The organism is Dyella choica (genome assembly GCF_003977665.1).
Lineage (GTDB): Bacteria > Pseudomonadota > Gammaproteobacteria > Xanthomonadales > Rhodanobacteraceae > Dyella_B > Dyella_B choica.
The window spans coordinates 58,704-80,926 of sequence record NZ_RYYV01000012.1 but is presented as its reverse complement, the minus strand read 5'-3'; the positions used below and the strand labels follow the sequence as shown (position 1 = coordinate 80,926).

At 57.6% G+C, this 22,223-nt stretch carries 16 protein-coding genes; 12 read left to right on the top strand and 4 right to left on the bottom strand.

Going from position 1 to position 22,223, the window contains the following annotated elements; all coding sequences use genetic code 11:
* Positions 1–56: 56 nt before the first annotated feature.
* Together EKH80_RS15730 and EKH80_RS15725 are read right to left on the bottom strand one after the other, a co-directional pair.
* Positions 57–713 (bottom strand): alpha-ketoglutarate-dependent dioxygenase AlkB family protein, encoded by a 657-nt coding sequence (locus tag EKH80_RS15730; protein WP_126685728.1) that lies wholly within the window; start codon positions 711–713, stop codon positions 57–59.
* Positions 703–2,109 carry an amidase gene (locus tag EKH80_RS15725; RefSeq protein ID WP_126685727.1) on the bottom strand — a complete coding sequence of 469 codons (1,407 nt, stop codon included), beginning with the start codon at positions 2,107–2,109 and terminating at the stop codon, positions 703–705. Before EKH80_RS15725 ends, EKH80_RS15730 begins: the two co-directional genes overlap by 11 nt.
* Before the next feature lie 154 nt (positions 2,110–2,263).
* On the opposite strand from EKH80_RS15725, the gene EKH80_RS15720 reads away from it, so the two are divergent.
* The 12 genes from EKH80_RS15720 (at position 2,264) to EKH80_RS15665 (ending at position 19,203) form a co-directional block, all read left to right on the top strand.
* Positions 2,264–3,865 carry an electron transfer flavoprotein-ubiquinone oxidoreductase gene (locus EKH80_RS15720; protein WP_126685726.1) on the top strand — a complete coding sequence of 534 codons (1,602 nt, stop codon included), beginning with the start codon at positions 2,264–2,266 and terminating at the stop codon, positions 3,863–3,865.
* 9 nt (positions 3,866–3,874) lie between these two features.
* Positions 3,875–5,974, top strand: coding sequence for a glycosyltransferase (locus EKH80_RS15715; RefSeq protein ID WP_126685725.1), 2,100 nt, complete (start codon positions 3,875–3,877; stop codon positions 5,972–5,974).
* Positions 5,975–5,989: 15 nt separating this feature from the next.
* The gene (locus EKH80_RS15710; protein ID WP_230473737.1) at positions 5,990–8,830 is read left to right on the top strand and encodes a rhamnan synthesis F family protein; all 2,841 of its coding nucleotides are present in this window, start codon (positions 5,990–5,992) and stop codon (positions 8,828–8,830) included.
* 159 nt (positions 8,831–8,989) lie between these two features.
* Positions 8,990–9,736, top strand: a complete 747-nt coding sequence (locus EKH80_RS15705) for an electron transfer flavoprotein subunit beta/FixA family protein (protein ID WP_126685724.1) — start codon at positions 8,990–8,992, stop codon at positions 9,734–9,736.
* 28 nt (positions 9,737–9,764) lie between these two features.
* Positions 9,765–10,709 (top strand): electron transfer flavoprotein subunit alpha/FixB family protein, encoded by a 945-nt coding sequence (locus EKH80_RS15700; protein WP_126685723.1) that lies wholly within the window; start codon positions 9,765–9,767, stop codon positions 10,707–10,709.
* A 382-nt stretch (positions 10,710–11,091) separates the two neighbouring features.
* Positions 11,092–11,985 (top strand): right-handed parallel beta-helix repeat-containing protein, encoded by an 894-nt coding sequence (locus EKH80_RS15695; RefSeq protein ID WP_126685722.1) that lies wholly within the window; start codon positions 11,092–11,094, stop codon positions 11,983–11,985.
* Positions 11,986–13,050: 1,065 nt separating this feature from the next.
* Complete coding sequence (locus EKH80_RS15690; RefSeq protein ID WP_230473736.1) at positions 13,051–14,595, top strand: hypothetical protein; 1,545 nt, start codon at positions 13,051–13,053, stop codon at positions 14,593–14,595.
* A 76-nt stretch (positions 14,596–14,671) separates the two neighbouring features.
* A complete protein-coding gene (locus EKH80_RS15685; RefSeq protein ID WP_126685721.1) occupies positions 14,672–15,592 on the top strand; it encodes a glycosyltransferase family 2 protein in 921 nt (306 codons plus the stop codon).
* A complete protein-coding gene (locus EKH80_RS15680) occupies positions 15,582–16,217 on the top strand; it encodes a class I SAM-dependent methyltransferase (RefSeq protein WP_126685720.1) in 636 nt (211 codons plus the stop codon). Before EKH80_RS15685 ends, EKH80_RS15680 begins: the two co-directional genes overlap by 11 nt.
* 132 nt (positions 16,218–16,349) lie before the next feature.
* Complete coding sequence (locus tag EKH80_RS15675; protein WP_126685719.1) at positions 16,350–17,057, top strand: WbqC family protein; 708 nt, start codon at positions 16,350–16,352, stop codon at positions 17,055–17,057.
* 9 nt (positions 17,058–17,066) lie between these two features.
* Entirely contained in the window at positions 17,067–18,245 is a 1,179-nt protein-coding gene (gene rffA / locus EKH80_RS15670) for a dTDP-4-amino-4,6-dideoxygalactose transaminase (protein WP_230473735.1), read from the top strand.
* Between the two features lie 31 nt (positions 18,246–18,276).
* Positions 18,277–19,203, top strand: a complete 927-nt coding sequence (locus tag EKH80_RS15665) for a lysylphosphatidylglycerol synthase transmembrane domain-containing protein (protein WP_126685718.1) — start codon at positions 18,277–18,279, stop codon at positions 19,201–19,203.
* Positions 19,204–19,267: 64 nt separating this feature from the next.
* Here EKH80_RS15665 and cysC read toward each other — a convergent pair whose 3' ends face one another.
* Both cysC and cysD read right to left on the bottom strand, forming a co-directional pair.
* Entirely contained in the window at positions 19,268–21,127 is a 1,860-nt protein-coding gene (gene cysC, locus EKH80_RS15660; protein WP_126685717.1) for an adenylyl-sulfate kinase, read from the bottom strand.
* A complete protein-coding gene (gene cysD / locus EKH80_RS15655) occupies positions 21,127–22,023 on the bottom strand; it encodes a sulfate adenylyltransferase subunit CysD (protein WP_126685781.1) in 897 nt (298 codons plus the stop codon). The genes cysC and cysD overlap by 1 nt, the downstream gene beginning before the upstream one ends.
* Between the last annotated feature and the right edge of the window lie 200 nt (positions 22,024–22,223).

The window sequence follows — 22,223 nt, the reverse complement described above, 5'->3', positions numbered from 1 at the left end:
GGGCCTGCTCGGGTTGGGGAACGGGAAGGATCGCGCATTATCCCCACCGTTCCCGGTCAATCCAAGCTGCAGGGCGTCATCGGTGGCATGTGTGCCGAATTGATCATGCGAAACGTTAGATTTATGCGCGATCCGGACGTGCCTGTGCTCTTGGGCAAATCATGCTGGTAATGATGCTGGGTATCACCCGCCATGCACAGCAGACTGCCATGCGACAGGGTGAGGCCAACAGGTCGTGCCGTGCCTGTTCCCGGCGGCACCCGGCGGCGGAAACGAAAACGGCGTTCCACGCCGAGGCTGATCGACGCAATGATCGGTTGCGCGCCAAGTTCAGGCTCGTCGTCGCTGTGCCAGCCCATGGAATCCTGACCGCTGCGGTACAGATTCGCCAGCACGCTGTTGAAGCGCGCAGCGCAAGCCAGCTCGACTCGCGCGCGCAAGCTGAGCAGCGACGGCGTCCATGGCCTCGGCTCGAAACGGCTGCGCGAGTACACGTAAATGGCGCCTGGATCGCCGATCCAGCAGCTCAGGCGCGGCGCGTCGACCTCGCGCCCGAACACCCGTAGGCGATGGCGCTCCCAAGGAACTTCGTCGAGCAGGTGCCCAAGCAGCTCGTCCGCTTCCCCCGCAGCAAGCCAGCACGGCGAGTAATACACATCGGCGTCTGCCAAAGGCAGCCGCTGCCAAGCGCCACCGGCAAGTTCACCGACCATCGCGAAAACCAGGATACTCGGGCGCCGCATCGAGCGTGGCAGACCACACCGCTGCCAGTTCGAGCAGGCGCAGGTCCGAACCGCGCGCGCCGATCAGCTGCATGCCGATCGGCAGGCCGTTCGGCAACGTACCCATGGGCATGCTTACCGCCGGGCAACCGGCGAGGTTGGCCAAGCTGGTGAGATCGCCTTGTGTGTCCGGTATCGGCCCGTCCAGCGGAAAAGCCGCTTGCGGAGTAGTGGGCGTGACCAGCACGTCGATCTGCGCGAACAGGCGGCGCATCTTGAGCGCAGCAGCATCGAGCACACGATCGGCGGCGGCGTAATCGGCAGCGGTCTTGCGCGCCGCGTAATCGAGCAGGCGGCGAAACTGCGGCGATACGGGATGCTCGGTGTCGGCGAGCTGTGCTGCAAAAGTGCCGAGCATTTCCGCTTCCATCAGCAGAAAGCCTGCACGGCGCGAACGTGGAAAGTCCCAGTCATCGAAGTCCACCTTACGGCACTCGCCCAGTTCCCGGTCGAGCTTGGCGAGCGCGGCTTCGAAAACATCAGCGACCGATTGCTGTACGCCGAGCGCAGGTAGGTCGGGGAGCACGCCGCAACGCAACTTGCCCGGCTCCCAATCCGGCGGCGACAGGGCGACGCGCCGATGGCGCGAGCGCGGATCTTCCGCATCGTAGCCAGCAAGCACCTGCAGCAGCACGGTGAGATCATCCACGCCTCGTGCCAGCAAACCCACGGTATCAAGCCGGCGCGCCGCCGGCGTCATGCCGCGTGTGGATATTTCGCCTTGAGTCGGCTTCAACGCGAACACGCCACAATAGCTGGCAGGAATGCGGATCGAGCCCAGGCTATCCGATCCGATTGCCGCCACCGCCAGCCCCGCCGCCACTGCAGCGGCGGCGCCACCGGAAGAGCCACCCGCCGTATAGCCATGACGATACGGATTGTGGGTGGCGCCGAAATGCGCGTTATGGGTAATGGCACCCAGCGCCCCTTCATCCATATTGGTCTTGCCAGTCAGCACGGCCCCCGACGCACGCAGCCGTGCCACCACGTGTGCGTCTTGTTCGGCCGGCTTGACGGAACCCGACATACCGCAGCAAGTGGGCCAGCCGGCAATGTCGAAGTTGTCCTTGAGCGCGATGGGAACCCCATCCAGTCGCCCGATCACGCCATCGCGGCGGCGATGCTCGCCCGCCCGCGCCTGCTCTCGCGTCAACGCCGGGCTCATACTGACGTAGACATTGAGTTCAGGATTGATGCGCTCGATGGCTGCGAGATAGACCTCGGCCAAGCGGCCCGGCTGCACCCGGCCGGAAGCCAGCCAGTGCAGGATCTGGCACAGCGTGGCGCGGCGGAGATCGAGGTCGGCGATCGGGGAAAGGGAACTCATGCACGCTCCGGTGGAGGGGATATCCAGCCAAGCTCGTCGGGCTCGGGTTTGCCGCGCAGCGAGCGAACCCGGAGAATACCGTCCCGGTCGCCACGGTAACCACCCGTGCGGACTACCCTCATCAGCCCCAAAGCCACCGACGGAGCCCAGCCTCATGACCGAACGCGAGACGATGGAATACGACGTGATCGTCGTCGGTGCGGGGCCGTCCGGGCTGTCGTTCGCGATACGCCTGAAGCAGCTCAAGCCGGACCTTACGGTGTGCGTGATCGAAAAGGCGTCGACCATCGGCGCGCAGATCCTTTCCGGCGCGGTGATCGAACCGCAGCCGTTGGATGCCCTGCTACCAGGTTGGCGCGACAACCCGCCGCCGATCTGCGTGCCCGCCACCGAAGACGAGTTCTGGCTACTCAGCAAGACCGGTGGCCGCAAGCTGCCGGTGCCACAGAGCCTGAACAATCACGGCAATTTCATCGTCTCGCTTGGCGCCATGTGCGCGTGGCTCGCCCCCCAGGCCGAGAGCTTGGGCGTGGATGTGTTTCCCGGCTTCGCCGCCGCCGACACCATATATAACGAAGACGGCTCCGTGGCCGGCGTGCGCATCGGCGACATGGGCGTCGCCAAGGACGGCTCGCACAAGAGCGGCTACACGCAAGGCATCGACATCAAAGCGAAGGTGACCGTACTCGCCGAGGGCGCGCGCGGCAGCCTCACCAAGCAGCTCATCAAACGTTTCAAGCTCGACCAGGACAGCGATCCGCAGGGCTACTCGATCGGCATCAAGGAGCTGTGGCAGGTGCCCGTCGGACGCGCCACGCCTGGCAAGATCTTCCACAGTTTCGGCTGGCCGGCCGACAACCGCACCTACGGTGGCGCCTTCCTTTACCACCTGGACAAAGACCGCATCGCGCTCGGCTACGTCAGCGGACTCGATTACAAGGACCCCAGCTACCAGCCGTGGGAAGCCTTCCAGCAATGGAAGAACCACCCCATGATCAAGTCGCTGCTCGAAGGCGGCAATATCCTCTCTGCCGGGGCGCGGGCCATCGTCACCGGCGGTTACCAGTCGCTGCCCAAGGTGGAAATGCCCGGCGCCCTGCTCATCGGTGACACCGCGGGCCTGCTCAACGTGCCCAAGATCAAGGGCACTCACCAGGCGATCCGGAGCGGCATGCTCGCCGCCGAACACCTTGCCGCCAACGATCTGAAGCCCGCCGGCTTCGACGCCAGGCTGCGCAGCTCGGAGGTCATGGCCGAGCTGAAGAAGGTGCGCAACATCAAGCCCGGCTTCAAGAGAGGCCTATGGTTCGGCTTGTTCAACTCCGCCTGGGAAACCGTCACGGGCGGCAAGTCGCCCTGGACGCTGAAGAACAAGCCTGACTGGAACTCCCTGCACAAGCTCGGCCAGTACGAAGAACCCAAGCGCGACTATGTACAACGCGAACTGGCGCCCCGCGACCGCCTGGCCGGCGTGTATTTCGCCGCCACCGAGCACGACGAGGACCAGCCCATCCACCTGCGCGTCGCCGATACGTCGGTCTGTGCGACGAAGTGCGCCGAGGAATACGGCAACCCCTGCACGCGGTTCTGCCCCGCCAACGTCTACGAAATCGTCCAGGATGAAGCCGGCAAGCGTTTGCAGATCAACGCCGCCAACTGCGTGCACTGCAAGACCTGCGACATCAAGGATCCGTACGAAATCATCACCTGGGTGCCGCCGGAAGGCGGGTCCGGGCCGAATTATCAGAATTTGTGACACGAAGGCATGCCGCTGTCCGTCAGGCTCATCTGGCGCTTCAGGCGCCTGAATTACATATTGCAGCGATTTCGCGGCAGCGTCGCGCTCCGGGGCTGGCGTGGCACGCTCGCTCGCGTGCGGCAGGAATTCGAGCGTCGACCAGCGTTCGACGATTCGCTTCCCGTTGAACCGCTCGAGGTTCCATTCAAGCCCTTTGCACTGCCCATATCAAACCAGCCAGTTGTATCGGTGATCATCCCGATCCACGGTAAGATCGCCTACACCCTGGCCTGTCTGCGCTCGCTCGTGCGGCATGTGCCCGGCGTGCCATTCGAAGTCATTTTGGTCGACGACGCGTCCCCCGATAATTCGGTTGAGCGACTTGCCGAGATCGCGGGACTTCGATTGCTGCGCAATGAACGCAACCTGGGATTCATCAGCGCTTGCAATGCCGGTGCCGCGGTTGCGCACGGCGAATTCCTGGTGTTCCTCAACAACGACACGCAGGTCATGCCGAACTGGCTCGATGGTCTGCTCTGCTGTTTCGACGATCACGATGATTGCGGCATCGCTGGCAGCCGGCTCGTTTATCCCGACGGACGATTGCAAGAGGCCGGCGGTCTCGTATTCATCGATGGCAGTTGCTGGACATCCGGACGTTTTGAGCATCGCGATGCGCCCCGATGGCAGTACCGTCGTGAGGTCGATTACGTCAGCGGCGCTTCCCTGATGATCCGGCGTAAAGTGTTCGAACAGGTCGGTGGCTTCGACAACCGATATGCACCGGCCTACTACGAGGACGCCGATCTTGCCTTCACCGTACGGCAGTTGGGTTTAAAGGTCTATTACGAACCATCCAGCACCGTCATCCACTGCGAGGGCATTAGTGCCGGCACCGACCTACATGTAGGCATGAAGCGCCACCAGCTAACTAACCAGGCGATTTTTGTAGCGAAATGGAGGGAGACTTTGCGCAATCATCCGCCGGCGGACACGTCGCTGCCGCGGGCGCTGCACTGGCGCCGCCGAGGTCAGATTCTCGTCGTTGACAGCATGACTCCCGATCCCACACGCGATTCAGGCTCACTGAGGCTGAGCGCCATTCTCCGCCTGCTCGATGAGCAGGGCTGGTCCGTATCATTCTTCCCTGATGATGGTCGTGCTAGCGAGGAAGAAGTAAGGGCGCTCGGCGCGCTGGGTACCGAGGTGCTATGCCGCCCCTGGGTCACCGACCTCCCTGACTGGCTGCACACACACGGTAGTGAACTTCGCGCCGTTATGCTCTGCCGACACACCGTTGCCGGCCAGTACGCATCACTGGTGCGCAAACTGGCTCCGAAAGCGCGCGTACTGTTTGATACGGTCGATCTACATTTCCTACGCGAACACCGGGCAGCCGAGCTCAGCGGGAGCGCATCCATGGCTCGCCAAGCACAAGCATCGCGCAAAAGCGAACTGGCTCTAATTGGGCAATGCGACGTTACCTTCGTCGTGAGCGAACACGAGCGGACCCTGCTCGCTGCCGAACTGCCCCATGCAAATATCGAATTACTTTCGAACATCCACGAGATCCATGATTGTCGGCGGCCGCATGAGATTCGCAGGGATTTCGTGTTCATCGGTGGCTTTGGACATCCTCCCAATGCTGATGCAGTACGCTGGATCGCGACTGAGATCCTTCCCGCGCTGCGCGAGCAACTTCCCGAAGCGCGAATACACGTCCTGGGCGACGCGCCCGATACCGCTCGTGCCGAACTCCTCACACCGGGCCTGGAGTTTCATGGCCGTGTTCCCGATCTGGCACCCTGGCTGGATAGCGCACTGGCATCGCTCGCCCCGCTGCGCTTTGGTGCCGGCGTGAAGGGCAAGATCAATATGGCCATGAGCTACGGCGTGCCCGTGATTGCCACGCCGCTGGCCGTCGAAGGCATGCACTTGGTGCAAGGTCAAGACGTATTGCTCGCAGACACCGCACAAGGCTTCGCACAGGCATCGGAAGAGCTGCAGCAGGATGGTGAGCTGTGGAGGCGCCTCTCGGCCGCGTCCATCGACAATGTGAAACGTCATTTTTCCCCGCGCCTCGCATACGAGGCCCTTGAGCGCGCGCTCGGCTCCGCGAACAATTGAGAGGGGACCGGCTGCATGTTGTCACTCGCCAAATTTACAGACTTTCTGCAAGACGCCATCAAGCGTCATGGCGGGGGCATAGCCGGTATCCGATCTATTTTGTTGCGGAGTCTCCGCGTGGGCCGAACACTCGGGTTGCGCGGTCTGTTGACGCGCATTCATGCCGCACAGCGGTGCAGCGTTTCCATTTCCTCACCCGAAGCGATGGCGCTAAACCCATCCGTGCCGCTCGCACAATTGGACCTCACCGTTGGCGTGATGGTACACGTGTTCTATGCCGACCTGCTCGATGAACTAGCCGGGTATCTCTCGCGCATTCCTCACCCGTACACCCTGATGGTATCCGTAATGGACGATGCCGCACGGACTTTGGCCGAAAAGCGGTTTTCGACCCTACTTCGACTGGATGCTCTACACATCCGCATCGTACCCAATCGCGGCCGCGACATCGCGCCACTGCTGGTGACTTTCCGCGACGAGATCCTGAGGCTCCAGCTGATTTGTCATGTACACACCAAGAAATCCCTGTACAACGGACAGGAGCAGAACCATTGGCGTGGCTACCTGCTCGATTCACTGCTCGGCTCAGCAGACCGACTGTCTTGGATCCTCGGCATGTTTCAGGCGAATCCAGCGTTAGGCATCGTCTATCCGGAGAGCTACGCCCGCATTCCGCTGTGGGGACACACCTGGCTTGGCAATGCCGAATGGGGGCGCCAGCTGGCAAACCAGCTCGGCTTTGACATCGACACGACCGGCTATTTCGATTATCCGGCCGGTTCTATGTTCTGGGCGCGGACCGACGCGCTTCGCCCTTTGTTTGAGCTTGGCCTTCGCACCAACTCCTTCCCACCGGAACAGGGGCAGATCGATGGTACCCTGCAGCACGCCATCGAACGCATGCTCTGCCTTGTCACTCAGCATCAGGGCTACGTCATTGGCATCCTACCCGGCGACGGCAGACTTACACTAGCGCAGGAGGGTGAGCGCAATCGCCAACTCTATTTCGACACTCCGTTACCGCGGAAGATCGATTACTTTGCGACTAATGCAACATGGGTGTCCTTCGACATCTTCGATACTCTCGTCATTCGGCCTTTCCTCACCCCGCAAGGTGCGCGCAACTTTTTTTCCATGCTTGTGCGAAAGCAGTTCGGCATCGAAGGGTTTGATGAACTGCGCACACAAGCCGAAGTAAAAGCGCGCAGGCAAGCGGGCAAGGACGTTAACCTAAGACGCATCTATGCCGTGCTCCATGAAGACAACTCGTTTGACATGGATGTCCTCGAAGCGATTATGGCGCTTGAGCTTTCCACCGAGTGTCGCTTGCTCAAGCCGCGCTCAGCGCCGGCAGAAGCACTTGAACGCCTCGCTGCGGATCCACGGCGGACAATCGTCGGCGTATCTGACATGTACATTTCCTCGCAAGATCTTAGAACCCTATTGCCACTGGCCATACGCCGGGGATTGAGTCGTCTGCATGTTTCTTGCGATACAGGATGGCGAAAGGACACGGACGATGGCTGGCGTGCGCTCCTGCTGACAGAACATGGTGATCCGAAGCGATGGCTGCATGTCGGGGATAACGAGCATGCCGACGTGATGCGACCGCTGCACGCGGGCATGCTCTTTCCGGTCCATGTGCTGCGACCCGCTCTCTTTTTGGATGTTGTCCCCTCGCTTCGTAGCCTCCGTCCATCTGCCGAACTTCGTGGCCACTGGGCGCATGAACTCTGGCTCGGGCTGATCGCCAACCATCTAGCGCAATTGGGCGACCGACGGCCAGAATGGTTCGCCCAGGCCGTGCGGATCGAAAGTCCTGAAAGCTTCGGCTACGTCGTTCTCGGTCCGCTGATCACGGACTATCTCACGTGGCTGGCTCGAACCGCACTGCAACACGGTTCGAAGAAGATCCTATTTTTTAGCCGCGAAGGTTACCTGCTGCATAAACTCTATCAGCGCATGCAAACACACGTGCCCGCCCTCGCTGACGTTGTGGGCCGCTATTTGCTTATATCACGCCGTAGCATGAATACCTCGGCCCTGCACAACCTCAAGGATCTCGCAAAGGTTTTTCGCAAGCCTTACACTGGCTCGCTCTTCGGTTTGCTCGAATCCCGCCTTGGTCGGGACGTAGCGGAAATGGCACAACAGGAACTAGGGCTAGCCGCGACTCAGAGCGAAGTCTATTTGCCGGAGATGGCTGTCGAACTCACCGAGCGCCTGCGCCCGATCGCCCCGATGCTGGAAGATGTGGCCCAACGGGAAAGGAGTGCCTATCTGCGGTACTGGCGCACGCAAGTTAAAGACGATGACCAGCCGATCGTTACCGACATCGGCTACGCGGGGAGCATTCAGGCTCAGCTTGCCCGTGTCGTCGGTCAGCCTTTAGGTGGCGCTTACTTCGCGGTGACCGCCGAGATCGATGGCATGCTTGCAGCCGACCAATGGGCTGTCGCCCGCTTCCACGATGGCCGCAGCGATGCGGATGCACCGCCGGTATTGAAATACCACCTACTGCTGGAGTCATTGCTGACTTCGCCATCTGGACAGTTCTCCCATTTCGAGCAACACGGAACTGGCCTAATTTCCCGCTATCGAGAGGAAGAAGGGCACTCTCAGCGCTGGACGTTCATCGAAAGGATCCAGGCAGGTGCGGAAGCTTTTCTTGGTGACCTATTGGATGTCGTTGGCGGAAATGTGCTCGATGTCAACCTCGTCCCCCGCGCCGTGCAGGAGCCATTGCACGCCGTAGGGACGGGGCGCTGGCAGCTTGGTGCGTGGAGTGAGTCCCTGATCATCGACGACGGATACACGGGTCGAGGACGTGTTACGACACTTCCTGGCACCTCCTGACAACATCATGGATCAACACCAAAAAAGGCGCTTTCGGCCCTCGGGCTGCCAGGAAGGCGTAACCATTCGCATCCGCATGGAACCCCGAATCCGGTTAGAATGCGCGTTTATACAAACGTTCCAGCGCCCTACGGGCGCCGGCAAATCAAGGAACCGCTGATGAAAATCCTGGTCGGCTACAAGCGCGTCGTTGACTACAACGTCCGCATTCAAGTGAAACCCGACGGTACGGGCGTTGTAACGGATGGCGTGAAACTTTCCGCTAATCCATTTGACGATATTGCCCTGGAGGAAGCACTACGACTCAAAGAAAGGGGCGGTATCGAAGAGGTAGTGGTGGTCGGCATAGGTCCGGCGGACCTGACTGCGCACTTGCGTAATGGCCTGGCGATGGGCGCCAATCGAGCCATTCACGTGGTGACGGCGGAGGCTGTGCAACCTCTCACCGCTGCGCGCGCGTTCCTGAAGCTGATTGAAAAGGAGCAGCCCGGTTTGGTGATCCTGGGTAAGCAGGCCATTGACGACGACGCCAGCCAGACTGGTCAGATGTTGGCCGGGCTATGGGACCGCCCGCAAGCCACTTTCGCCAGCAAAGTGGAGGTCGCGGACGGCAAAGTCACGGTAACGCGCGAAGTCGACGCCGGCCTCGAAATCATCGAAGCGGAACTGCCCGCCGTCATCACCACCGACCTGCGCTTGAATGAACCCCGCTTCATCAAGCTGCCAGACATCATGAAGGCCAAGGCCAAGCCCATCGATACCATCGAATTCTCCTCGCTGGGCGTAGACGCGCACGATCAGCTTAAGATCACGAACTATGCGGCGCCAACGAAGCGCAGCAAGGGGGTGATGGTGAAGGACGCCGCCGAACTGGTGGCGGTTCTGAAGCAGAAGGGGCTGCTGTAAGCAGCCGGCCAGCATTTAGGAGACACCCATGAGCAAGGTCCTGGTTATCGCCGAACATCTGGGCGGCAAGCTGAACCCATCCACCGCCCGCGCCGTTAGCGCAGCCGTCGCCGTCAAGCCCGATGCAATCGATGTCATTGTGCTGTGCGATAGCGTCGACGCCATCGCCGCCGAAGCCGCCAAGATCGAAGGCGTAAGTCGCGTACTTACCGCCGCCCGCGCCGAAAATGCCCATCCCCTAGCTACGGTATTGGCACCGCAGATCGCAAAAGCCGCCGCAGGCTACAGCCACGTATTCGCCCCTTCCACGACATTCGGCAAGGATGTTGCGCCACGTGTGGCCGCCTTGCTTGGGGTCGCTCAGGTGAGCGACATCATGAGCATCGACGGCAGCCATACCTTCAAGCGCCCGATCTACGCCGGCAACGCCATCATTACTGTGCAAGCCGATCCGGCACATGCCGTCGTGGCGACCGTCCGCACGGCCTCCTGGGCGGCAGCAGCCAGCGGCGCGAACAATGCTCCGATCGAACCGCTGAGCCTGGACATTGCCGTGCCCACGCATACCCGATTCGTCGAGCTCTTGCAGGGCAAGAACGATCGCCCGGATCTGCAGAGCGCCAGTAAGGTCGTTTCCGGCGGCCGCGGCGTCGGCTCAAAGGAGAACTTTGAAGTCATCTATCGCTTCGCCGACAAGATCGGGGCGGCGGTGGGTGCATCTCGCGCCGCTGTCGACGCCGGTTATGTCCCGAACGAATTGCAAGTAGGCCAGACCGGCAAGATCATCGCGCCCGAGCTATATATCGCCATCGGCATATCCGGCGCCATCCAGCATCTCACTGGCATCAAGGACGCGGGTACCATCGTCGCCATCAACAAGGACGGAGAGGCGCCGATCTTCGAAGTGGCCGATATCGGCCTGGTGGGCGACCTGTTTAAGCTGATTCCGGAACTTGAACAAGCAATCGGCTGAAAAAAGGGCGGCACCGGGTGCCGCCCTCGCGCCGAGACGATTCCCTCCGCCTTTACGCTGGCTCCGCTGCCACCTGATACAGACGCCCTTCGTACCCAAAAAGCGAGGAGCGCTGGCGATCCGAGTCCGCCGCAGGGCCGGCTTCGTCGTCTTCCCCTCCCCCAGGTTTGTCGGCCGTCAGCGGAAACTGTCACAAGAGGCTTTCCAGAAGGCTGGCGCGCCGGCCACCCAAATTGCAGCTCCAATAATTGTGATTTAAGTCACAATATTGGTTTATCCTTCGCCCCTGGCCCGCATGGGCTCAAGGGGCGCCGTAAAGTCCAATCTGCTTTGCGGCTGGACGTTACGTGCGTTGCACGATTTACTTCCAAGGGGAAATGTGATGAAAAGTCTATTGAAGCCATTCCTGGCGACGCTTGTTATGTCGTTTGCGTTCGCAACGGCAGCGCATGCCCAGGCCACTCGCACTTGGGTTTCGGGTGTTGGCGACGACGCCAATCCTTGCAGCAGAACCGCTCCATGCAAGACCTATGCAGGCGCTATTTCTAAGACCACTGCCAACGGTCAAATTTCGGTCCTCGACCCCGGTGGATTTGGGGCCCTGACCATTACAAAGGGGATCATCATTGATGGGGATGGTGAACTGGCTAGCACGCTCGTGACTGGCACCAATGGCATTGTCATTGCCGCCGGCCCTACCGACACCGTCATTCTGCGAAATCTCCATTTCAGCGGAATAGGCTCGGGCTTGGATGGTGTGCTGATCAATAGCGCCGGAAATGTAATCATCGACCACTGTACTTTCGACGGATTCACCAGCAACGACATCGAGGTGAGCCTGAGCAACACCGGTTACGTGCTTGTACAAAACTCGACCATCACAGGCGGAAGCCAGGGCGTTGTCATCGACGGAACCACGGGACCCGGCCCCATTGCAGTGGCCTTGAAGGATGTCACCATTCAAGGGACCGTAACAGCCCTGCATACTTTGCGTGGGCATATCGACGTGACGCGCTCCATGTTCCAGAACAATTCCTCGTATGCCGCGCATGCGGAGGTTGGCACTATCAACGTGGAGAGCAGCGTGTTCTCATTCAACGGTACGGCAGTGCAGGCCGACTCCCCCAGCGGATCGGTCGGTATATCCAACGTGGACTTCTTTAACAATAATGTCGCCATCGGATCCGGCGGTGGCGTGGTCGTAAGCGCGGGCAATAATCATCAGGTCGCCAACTCGACCCCGGGCGCGCCGAACGCTCAAATGAGCGTCTACTAGCCATACCTCGGAATTTGCAAATGGCGGATTCCAACAGAATTGCAGCCAGAAGACACCAGCGACCACCCTGCTGATGTCCCGGAATGCTTCATTTTTGCCGCGAGGGCGCAACCTCGCGGCAATTCCTTTCACGCCTCATCGATGAAAATTGTCTTCCGGCATAACGCCACTGAATTCTGGGCAGCGGCGTGCCCGGCTACACTTTACTCTTGCTCGTCGACTTCCGTGGGCCGCCTGTGGCCCCAGAGTACCGCTATCCCGGTCATTGACTGGCTGCGCGCAACGGCCGGCCACTGTAACAAAAAAGCAACTTCGGGTTCGACGTGGTAGCGGCGGGCTGAACATTTGCAAAATCATCCTGCGCACGACTCCCGCCCCAAAACTCTCTTATGCGTGAGACTAACGAACGCTAGGTAGTCTGCGTGCATCTACATCCTCTCGATTCCAGCCCCGCCATGCCAAGGTGTTGTAAGCAAGGAGACAGCATGACGTCAGGCAGCAGTAATCCAATTGGTCTAGCATCCCACGGTGCCGCAACAGGCCATCTCCACAAACTTGCCGAGACCGACCCGTGAGCACCAGGGTTCACTCCTCGACTGAACCCCGCCAAACATTGCCGCGGCGCAACATTTTAACCCGTTAGCTGACGCAAAACTGACGGATTCTCGTCAGATTTCGATGAATTCACCTCAATTTCATCGGAATCTGGATGATCATTTCAAAAGTCCGAAGGTCAAACGTCTGCATCAGACGGAAAAAATTCTTGAAAGTTCGCAGGGGATCATCGCTTTGAACCAAGCACGCCTTTACTCGCCTCGATGGTGGCCGCAATATTCCTGTTGAGTACGAATGCATCTGGTCCGATAACGTCAGCGGCAGTCGAGAATTCGTTATCGAGAATGCCGGATCGGCGCCCTGGGCGCCGACCGAGCATGCACTGAGTTGATTCGGCCTCCGCCACCGTTTATCGAGCTGCCTGGCGACATCGAGATCAGACCAGAAAAGCGCCGGTTAGACGTCGCGTAGCAGGCTAGAACGATACATTTCACGCTTGGGAGATAGCGGTTGCCATCAGCATTCAATCATGACCGGTTCGGGCCACTGCCGATGATGGCATTGGCATCCATCGCCGTCATAGCCCTCTTTGTCTGGCAAGGCAACAATAGCTTCAGCCTCTGGGATGAAGGCTTTCTTTGGTATGGCGCTCAGCGGGTCATGCTGGGGGAGGTCCCCATACGCGACTTCATGGCTTATGACCCTGGTCGCTACTATTGGGCTGCCGCGCTCATGCATCTATGCGGCAACAACGGGATCATGGTTCTACGTGCAGCCCTTGCGATCTTCCAGGCAATGGGCTTGTCGGTGGGACTTTTGCTCATTGCACGTACCGTCAAAGGGCGGAGTTTTGTTTATCTGCTTCTCTCAGCGGTGATATTGATAGTGTGGATGTATCCACGCCACAAGCTCTTTGATATTTCGTTGTCAATCTTTCTAATTGGCGCGCTTACCCATCTCGTCGAAAAAACCAGCGGTCGGAGCTACTTTTTAGCGGGCTTTGTGGTGGGCTTGGCTGCCGTCTTTGGACGAAATCACGGCGTATATGGTGCGGTGGGCAGCCTCGGCATCCTTTGCTGGCTAAGCATCAAACGCTCTGACCCAACTCATCTTGCCAGAGTACTGATGCTCTGGTCGGTGGGCGTCCTAACTGGCTATAGCCCCATATTGCTCATGTTGATTCTGGTCCCCGGGTTTCCCGCCGCGTTCCTGGAGGACGTTCGCTATTTGTTCGAAGTCAAGGCCACGAATATCCCGCTGCCTGTGCCGTGGCCATGGTCGGTCAGCCTCACCTCTTTACCCGCCGAGGACGCCATTCGAGGAATATTAATTGGCGTCTTTTTCATGAGCATACTCGTCTTCGGCACGTTTGCCACACTATGGGTGGTTAAGCAAAAACTGCTACGCCGGCCGGTTGCTCCAGCGCTAGTACCTGCGTCATTTTTGACGCTACCGTACGCGCACTTTGCATTTTCCAGAGCCGACGTCAGCCATCTGGCGCAGGGTGTCTTTCCGATGCTGATCGGTGTCCTGGTGCTGCTTTCCTATCAGCCAGGACGAATCAAATGGCCCTTGGTATTGGCTCTCTGCGTTGCAAGCGTATGGGTAATGACCCCCTTTCAGCCCGGATGGGAATGTAGAGAGGCAAAGTGCGCCGAGGTCAAAATTTCCCACAGCACCTTGAAAATCGATCCTGGAACAGCCCAGGACATAGCGCTTTTGCGTAGCCTCGCCGACAAATACGCGAAACAAGGGCGCGGCTTTATCGCAGCCCCCTTCTGGCCTGGAGCTTACGCTTTGCTCGAACAAAAATCGCCGATGTGGGAAATCTATCCCTTGCTCCCACGCTCGGAAGCGTTCGAGTTGGATGAGATCCGACGAATTGAAGCTTCGAATCCGGGATTTGCATTAATCTACGACATGCCGCTCGATGAGCACGAGGCGTTGCGCTTTAAAAATACGCACCCGCTTATATACCAATACATCCTAAACAACTTCACCCTGCTTCCTGGCTCTCCGAATCCCTATTATCAAATTTACAGAGCCAAGAGATAAGCACAACGATGAAGATTGCCATCGCCCAGTCCAACCGCTGCCTGGACGTCCGCTGCCAAATGAAACAAGCATCCACATGAAACTCTCCATCGTCGCCACGCTCTACCATTCAGCACCCTATCTCGCTGAGTTTCATCGCAGAGCGAGCGAACAGGCTCGGGAACTCGTAGGTGAGGAGTTCGAAATCGTGCTGGTCAACGACGGATCGCCCGATGACAGCCTTGGCCTAGCCGTAGCACTTACTGAGACCGATGACCATGTCGTCGTAGTCGATCTCTCCCGCAACTTTGGGCATCATAAGGCCATGATGACTGGTCTCGCGCAATCGAGAGGCGAACGAGTCTTTCTCATCGACGTCGACCTGGAAGAGGAACCTGAATACTTAGGTATTTTTGCCGCGCAGATGCAAAACGAGCCTTGCGACGTTGTATATGGTGTTCAAGCGCAGCGCAAGGGTGGATGGGTCGAGCGTTGGACTGGCCAATGGTTCTATGTCCTGTTCCGTGCAACCACTGGACTGGCGCTGCCAGCGAACGCCGTTACTGCTCGGCTGATGACCCGTCGTTACGTTGATGCATTATTGCGTCATGAAGAAAGGGAAATCTTCATAAATGGTTTATGGTATATAACCGGTTTTACCCAAATCCCAAAACCGATCAACAAGCACAACACGAGCACCACCACCTACTCGCTTCGAAAGAAGCTGTCCCTGTTCGTCGATTCGATCACCTCATTCAGCAACGCGCCACTTGTCGGCATTTTTTATACGGGATTGTTCATATCTCTATCATCCATCATTTACACGATTTACCTGATATTCCGATGGCTTTTTTTCTCCAGGCCATTGATTGGCTGGACATCCGTGATGTCGTCAATCTGGCTCATCGGCGGCCTCATCATTTCGTTTATAGGCGTTGTTGGCATTTATCTGTCAAAGATATTCTCCGAAACCAAGCGTCGCCCTTACACTATCGTGAGGCAAATCTATGGAAAATAAGACAGATGATCTGTTAGGCCAGGTTTCCAGGTATTTTACCGACAAGCTTGCCGAACATGGCGAAACGGCACGCGGTGTTGACTGGAATGGCGAGGAAAGCCAAACGACCAGGTTCAAACAGCTCAGCAGAATTATCGAGACTTCCGAACCATTTTCAGTCAATGATCTCGGCTGCGGCTATGGCGCGCTCTATAGCTTCCTCGCCTCGTCGCATAGTTCATTTTCCTACAGCGGAATCGACATTGCCGAAGACATGATCAGGTCAGCAAAAAATCGCCACGCGGGACTGTCTAACGCGAAATTCGCAATCGGGAGCGCACCTCAGAGCATTGCTGACTACAGTATCGCTAGCGGCATTTTCAACGTTCACTTCGGCAGATCGCCTGAGCAATGGTTCGGCCATATCGAGGCAACACTGGATTTGCTAGATCAAAACAGCCTTCGCGGTTTTGCCTTCAACTGCCTGACCACCTACTCAGATGCGGATAAAATGCGTGACTATCTCTACTACGCAGATCCATGCAGCCTCTTCGATCTGTGTAAGCGACGCTATTCTCGCAATGTAGCGCTGCTACATGATTACGGGCTATTCGAGTTCACCATGCTAGTCAAGAAGCAACCATGAGGAAGATCATCGCCGTATCCGGCCCGTGCCGTATCGTCCTGCTCGTTTGTCTTTGCATTTGACTATGGCATCGACTTCAATAGCGAACTGGTCTAAATTTACCGAATTTGCGTACGTTGCCTCCGCACCTTCATGAGCAAACATATCGTTGGGGCCGTTCAATCGTCCTACCTTCCCTGGAAGGGATATTTCGACATCATCCAGAATGTTGACACTTTCGTTTTCTATGACGACGTCCAGTTCACGAAATCAGACTGGCGCTCACGCAATCGTGTAAAGACTCCGAATGGGCCTCTTTGGCTGAGCATACCGGCCGGACCAAGCATTGATCGCCTTATATGCGAAGTTGAACTAAGATCCCACGACTGGCAGCGCAAGCATTGGACTTCCATCAAACAGAGTTATGCGAAAGCACCTTATTTCAAGATGTATCAGAAGGTGTTCGAGGATATTTATCTCGGGCATTATTGGCGATCGCTCTCGGAGCTAAATCAATTCATCATCCGGACAATCGCCAAAGATATTCTTGGAATAAATACCCAGTTCCGGGATTCGCGAGAATTCGGACTTCAAGGAAAGCGGCAGGATCGCCTGCTGAATCTTCTTCGTTCCCTCGGAGCCACCCACTATGTTTCCGGTCCGTCGGCCCAAGATTACATTGATCAGAAAGCCTTTGAAGAAGCCGGCATTCATCTTGGATATCATTCTTATAGCGGCTATCCTGAGTATCCTCAGCTCTACCCTCCCTTTGAACATCAAGTCAGCGTACTTGACCTGATCTTCAACACCGGTCCACAGGCGCCGCACTACATCTGGGGGCATCGCGAAAGCAGATCATGAACTCCACCTATGCCGACTGAAATTTACATGACGATTCCCTTCAACCGCCCCTATCTCGTCGGCAAGGAACTGGACTACATCGCGCAAGCGCACGCCAACGGGCATATTTCCGGTGACGGCAGCTTTACCAGGCAATGTCACACTTTGCTTGAGCAAATAACCGGTGCCGGCAAGGCATTGCTTACCCACTCCTGCACCGCCGCATTGGAGATGGCCGCGATGCTGCTCGAAATTGCTCCGGGGGACGAGGTGATCATGCCATCTTTCACCTTTGTCTCCACCGCCAATGCATTTGTATTGAGGGGCGCCGTCCCGGTGTTCGTAGACATACGACCCGATACCCTCAATATCGACGAAAGCCTGATAGAGGCAGCCATTACCCCGCGCACCAAGGCAATTTGCGTCGTTCATTATGCCGGGGTCTCATGCGATATGAACACTATCATGGCGATCGCGAGGCGCCACGAACTGCCCGTCATTGAAGATGCGGCACAGGGAATTTTGTCAACCTACGAAGGCCGACCACTCGGCAGCTTCGGCGACCTGGCAGCACTGAGCTTTCACGAAACTAAGAACGTCATTTCCGGCGAGGGTGGCGCGCTTTTGATCAACAATCCGAATTTGATCGAACGAGCGGAAGTCATTCGCGAAAAAGGCACCAATCGCAGCAAATTTTTTCGCGGTCAAGTCGATAAATATACCTGGGTGGATATCGGATCGTCTTATCTCCCCAGCGAATTGATCGCTGCATTTCTGGCCGCCCAGCTCGAACAAGCAGAAGAGCTCACGCGTCGTCGTATCGACATTTGGAATCGCTATCACGCCTGGGCGGAGTCAATCGAGGATGCCGGATTCGCCCGGCGGCCGATCGTGCCCGTCAGTTGCAATCACAATGCGCACATGTACTATCTACTCCTGAGCGATCTTGCGGCGCGCACACAATTCATTGAAGCGATGAAGGCTGCCGGAGTCGGCACGGTTTTTCATTATGTGCCCTTGCACAGCTCACCCGCTGGCACGCGATATGGGCGGAGCGTCGGCCAATTGCCGGTCACAGGCGGGACCAGCGATCGCTTGGTACGCCTCCCCCTTTGGATAGGTATTGAGGAGCATTTGGATCAGGTTATGCGAGCTGCGGAGCGCGCCCTTGCGCCCCGTCCGACAATGCATCGTTCAATCAGCGAATGATGACCGGCCCCCTCCTGCCCCGACAACTGCCTTGAATCGTCGTCTTGTCCGCACAATGATCGTTACTCTTGTCACGACAAGTTGCGTGATATGGACGATTCACCTGTTCGATTGGCGTCAGATCGGCGCGACCCTAACGCGGGTGAAGTGGTTTTTCTTTTTGGCTTCAGGATTTGCGTTGGTTATCTGCGCTTTTGGCTTGCGCGGACTTCGTTGGCTAATCGTACTCGGATTGCCGATCAACGGCCGGCGACTATATCTATCGTTCTGCGCCAACGGCGCCGCTTCAGGGCTGGCTTCGCTTACGCCTCTGCAGCTGGGCGAGATCCTCAAAATCAGGATGGTTCCTCAGCGCGATAACGATGGTTGGCAACAAGCAATTGCCGGATTCTTTGTAGAGCGTGCGCTGGATTTGGCTGGCGTCGTCGGCATGGGTCTCTGCGGCCTGGCGCTGCATTTTGGGCAAAAATGGCTCGCCATCCTGGCACTCTTGCTGCCAGCATGGGGTGGGCAGCTGCTCTACTTCCTTGGCCCATTGACGCGCCATCTGCCGACCAGAGTCCAGGATTATGGCAAATTGCTGCATCACTATAAGCGCATTACCTTCTCCAGCCTGATAACTGTGCTGCTATGGCTGGTCTACGCAGCACTTTGGTGGACCGCCATAAGCGCAATGAACGTTTCGATTGCCTTTGACCAGATTAGTCTTCTGCTAGGCGGAGTTATGCTCACCGTGACCGCAAGCATGACGCCCGGCGGACTTGGCGTTGCCGAACTGGGGAGCCAGGGTGTTTTGCTTTGGCTGGGAAGGTCCCATTTGGATGCGGAAGCTGCGGCAATTGCGGTGCGACTTTTGACGCCATTGCTAGCCCTATCGGGAAGCTTATGTATGCTCCTACTGATGCTATTTAACAAACACACGAAGAATCTCGGAAGGACTCCAAGCCAACGCCGATAGGAACAAAACAGGGATTCGAAAAGATTCTCTTTCCGCTCTAGAAACTACGAAGAGCCGTAACGCGTCATTTCTTACCCACTAGATCGATGACATAGGATGCAACTTGATCCGCCAATATTTCCGGCGTCGAAGTATTGGACTGCAAGTGCACCTCGGGACTTTCAGGCATCTCGTACGGCGAATCAATGCCGGTGAAATTCAGAATCTTCCCCTCCCTGGCCTTCCGGTACAGGCCCTTGGGATCTCGTTGCTCACATTCCTCCAGCGGAGTGTCCACAAATACCTCGACAAACTCTCCTTCGGCAAACAGACTGCGGGCAAACTCCCGCTCGCTGCAGAAAGGAGAGATGACGCAAACCAGCACGACCAGCCCGGCATCGACCATCAAATGCGCCACTTCGGCTACTCGACGCACATTTTCAACTCGTGCCTCCGGAGTGAATCCGAGATCGCGGTTAAGCCCATGCCGCAGATTGTCGCCGTCTAGAAGGTAGGTGTGATAGCCCATCGCACTGAGGCGACGCTCCAGCAAATTGGCGATAGTCGACTTACCCGCCCCCGACAGCCCAGTAAACCATATACAGCAGGGGTTCTGCCTCTTGCTATTCGCTCTAGCGCGCTTGTCCAGGTCCAGATGCTGCCATTGCACGTTGGTGGCACGGCGCAGCGCGAAATCCAGCATGCCGCATGCAACCGTGGCATTGCTTTGCCGATCGATCAGGATAAAGCCGCCGAGACTGTGATTGTCGGCGTAGGGTTCAAACGCGATGGGATGATCCAGGTCGACTTCGCAGTAGCCAACTTCATTCAACTCCAGCCTATGCGCCGCCAGCTTGGCCTGCGTGTTCACATCTACCTTGTGCTTGATCGTGGTAATGCGCGCGTTTACCGTGCGCGCACCAACCTTCAACCAGTAGCTACGATTGGGCAGCAGCGGCTCATCACCCATCCACAGTACGTGTGCAGCAAACTGGTCTGCTTCCGGAGCTGGTCGGGCCGCATCGGCCAAGACGTCGCCTCGGCTGATATCCAGCTCGCGATCCAGCGTAAGGGTTACTGCCTGCCCTGCGTACGCCTCGGACAAATCTCCAGCTGCAGTCACTATGCGTACGATACGAGCACTGTGGGCACCGGGCTGCACGACAATCTCTGCTCCCGGATACGTTCTGCCACCACAGATGGTTCCAGCGTAGCCTCGGAAGGACTGATCAGGCCGATTGACCCACTGCACGGGCATGCGGAAGTCGCTTGCCTGTATGGACTCAACCGTGATGGTTTCGAGCAATTGCAGTAGCGTGCAACCGTCATGCCAGGGCATGCGTGGTGAGCGTTGACCTACGTTGTCTCCAACCAGTGCCGCCACTGGCAGGCTATAGACCGTTCCGATACCCATCTGCAATGCCATTTCCCGATAGGCGTCGCGGATAGCTTCAAAAACGTCCTTGCTGTAGCCGACTAGATCCATCTTGTTGACCGCGAGGATCACCTTACGAATCCCTAGCAAGGCGCAAATGTAGGTATGCCTGCGAGTCTGCGGCAACAGTCCTTTACGTGCGTCTACCAGCATCACGGCGATATCCGCGGTAGAAGCACCCGTGGCCATGTTGCGGGTGTACTGTTCATGCCCCGGGCAATCGGCCACTATGAAGTTGCGGCGCTCGCTATGAAAGTAGCGATAGGCGACGTCAATGGTTATGCCCTGCTGGCGCTCGGCGTCCAGACCATCGGTAAGCAGCGAAAAATCCAGCACGTCGCCATTGGGATGTAGCCGGAGGCTGTCCCGCTTTAGTGCCTCGACCTGGTCATCGGGCAGCATGCCCGCGTCGTACAGCAAACGGCCCAGAAGCGTACTCTTGCCGTCATCGACACTACCGCAAGTAATGAAGCGTAACTGACTTCGCTCTGGGGTATCGGAGATAGACATCAGAAGTAGCCCTCCTGCTTCTTATGCTCCATCGATGCCGCAGGGTCCTGGTCTATGACCCTGCCCTGACGTTCTGACGATTTGGAAGACGCCATTTCGGCAAGAATCTCATCTATGTTGACGGCGCTGGATTCAATAGCGCCGGTCAGCGGATAGCAGCCCAAGGTTCGAAAGCGAACCATGCGGCGCTCGACCTTCTCCCCCTCCCGCAGCGCAAAGCGATCATCGTCGATCATGATGAGCGCCCCGTCGCGCGCTACCACAGGCCGCTCCTTGGCGAAATACAGCGGCACGACGGCGATACTTTCCCGACGGATATATCGCCATACGTCCAATTCCGTCCAGTTGGACAGCGGAAACACGCGCACGCTTTCGTGCTTATGGATACACGTGTTGTACAGATTCCACAACTCGGGGCGTTGCCGCTTCGGGTCCCAGCGATGCTGGGTATTGCGGAAGGAAAAGACCCGCTCCTTGGCTCGTGACTTCTCCTCATCACGGCGCGCCCCCCCAATGGCAGCATCGAATCCGAATTTGTCGAGCGCTTGCTTCAAAGCCAGCGTTTTCATAACGTGAGTGTGCACGGCAGCGCCGTGGACCAAGGGGGAAATACCCTGACTAATGCCGTCCTCGTTGACATGCACGAGCATCCGCACGTCCCCCGCAGCCGCCACATGGTCACGAAATGCAATCATTTCGCGAAATTTCCATGTCGTGTCCACATGCAACAATGGAATAGGAGGACGGGCCGGATAGAACGCCTTCCGTAAGAGATGGAGAAGGACCGAAGAGTCCTTGCCAATCGAATACAGCATGACCGGCCGATGAAAATTGGCAACGACCTCCCTGAGCACATAAATGCTTTCGGCTTCAAGGGCACTGAGTTGGCTGAGCATATTGTCAGGTTGGCCGATCAATTAACTTGCCCCTATTTTGCCATGGATACAGATCGATGTTCCTCTAAACAAGCCCCAAAACGAACTATGAGTCAGGTATGAAGCGATGAGCTTACACCCGCCACAAGTTGCCCGCAGGTACCTCACCAGGTCGCCCCCTCCAGAAAAGCGGCTCACGAACGGGGCGGCGATCACAATAA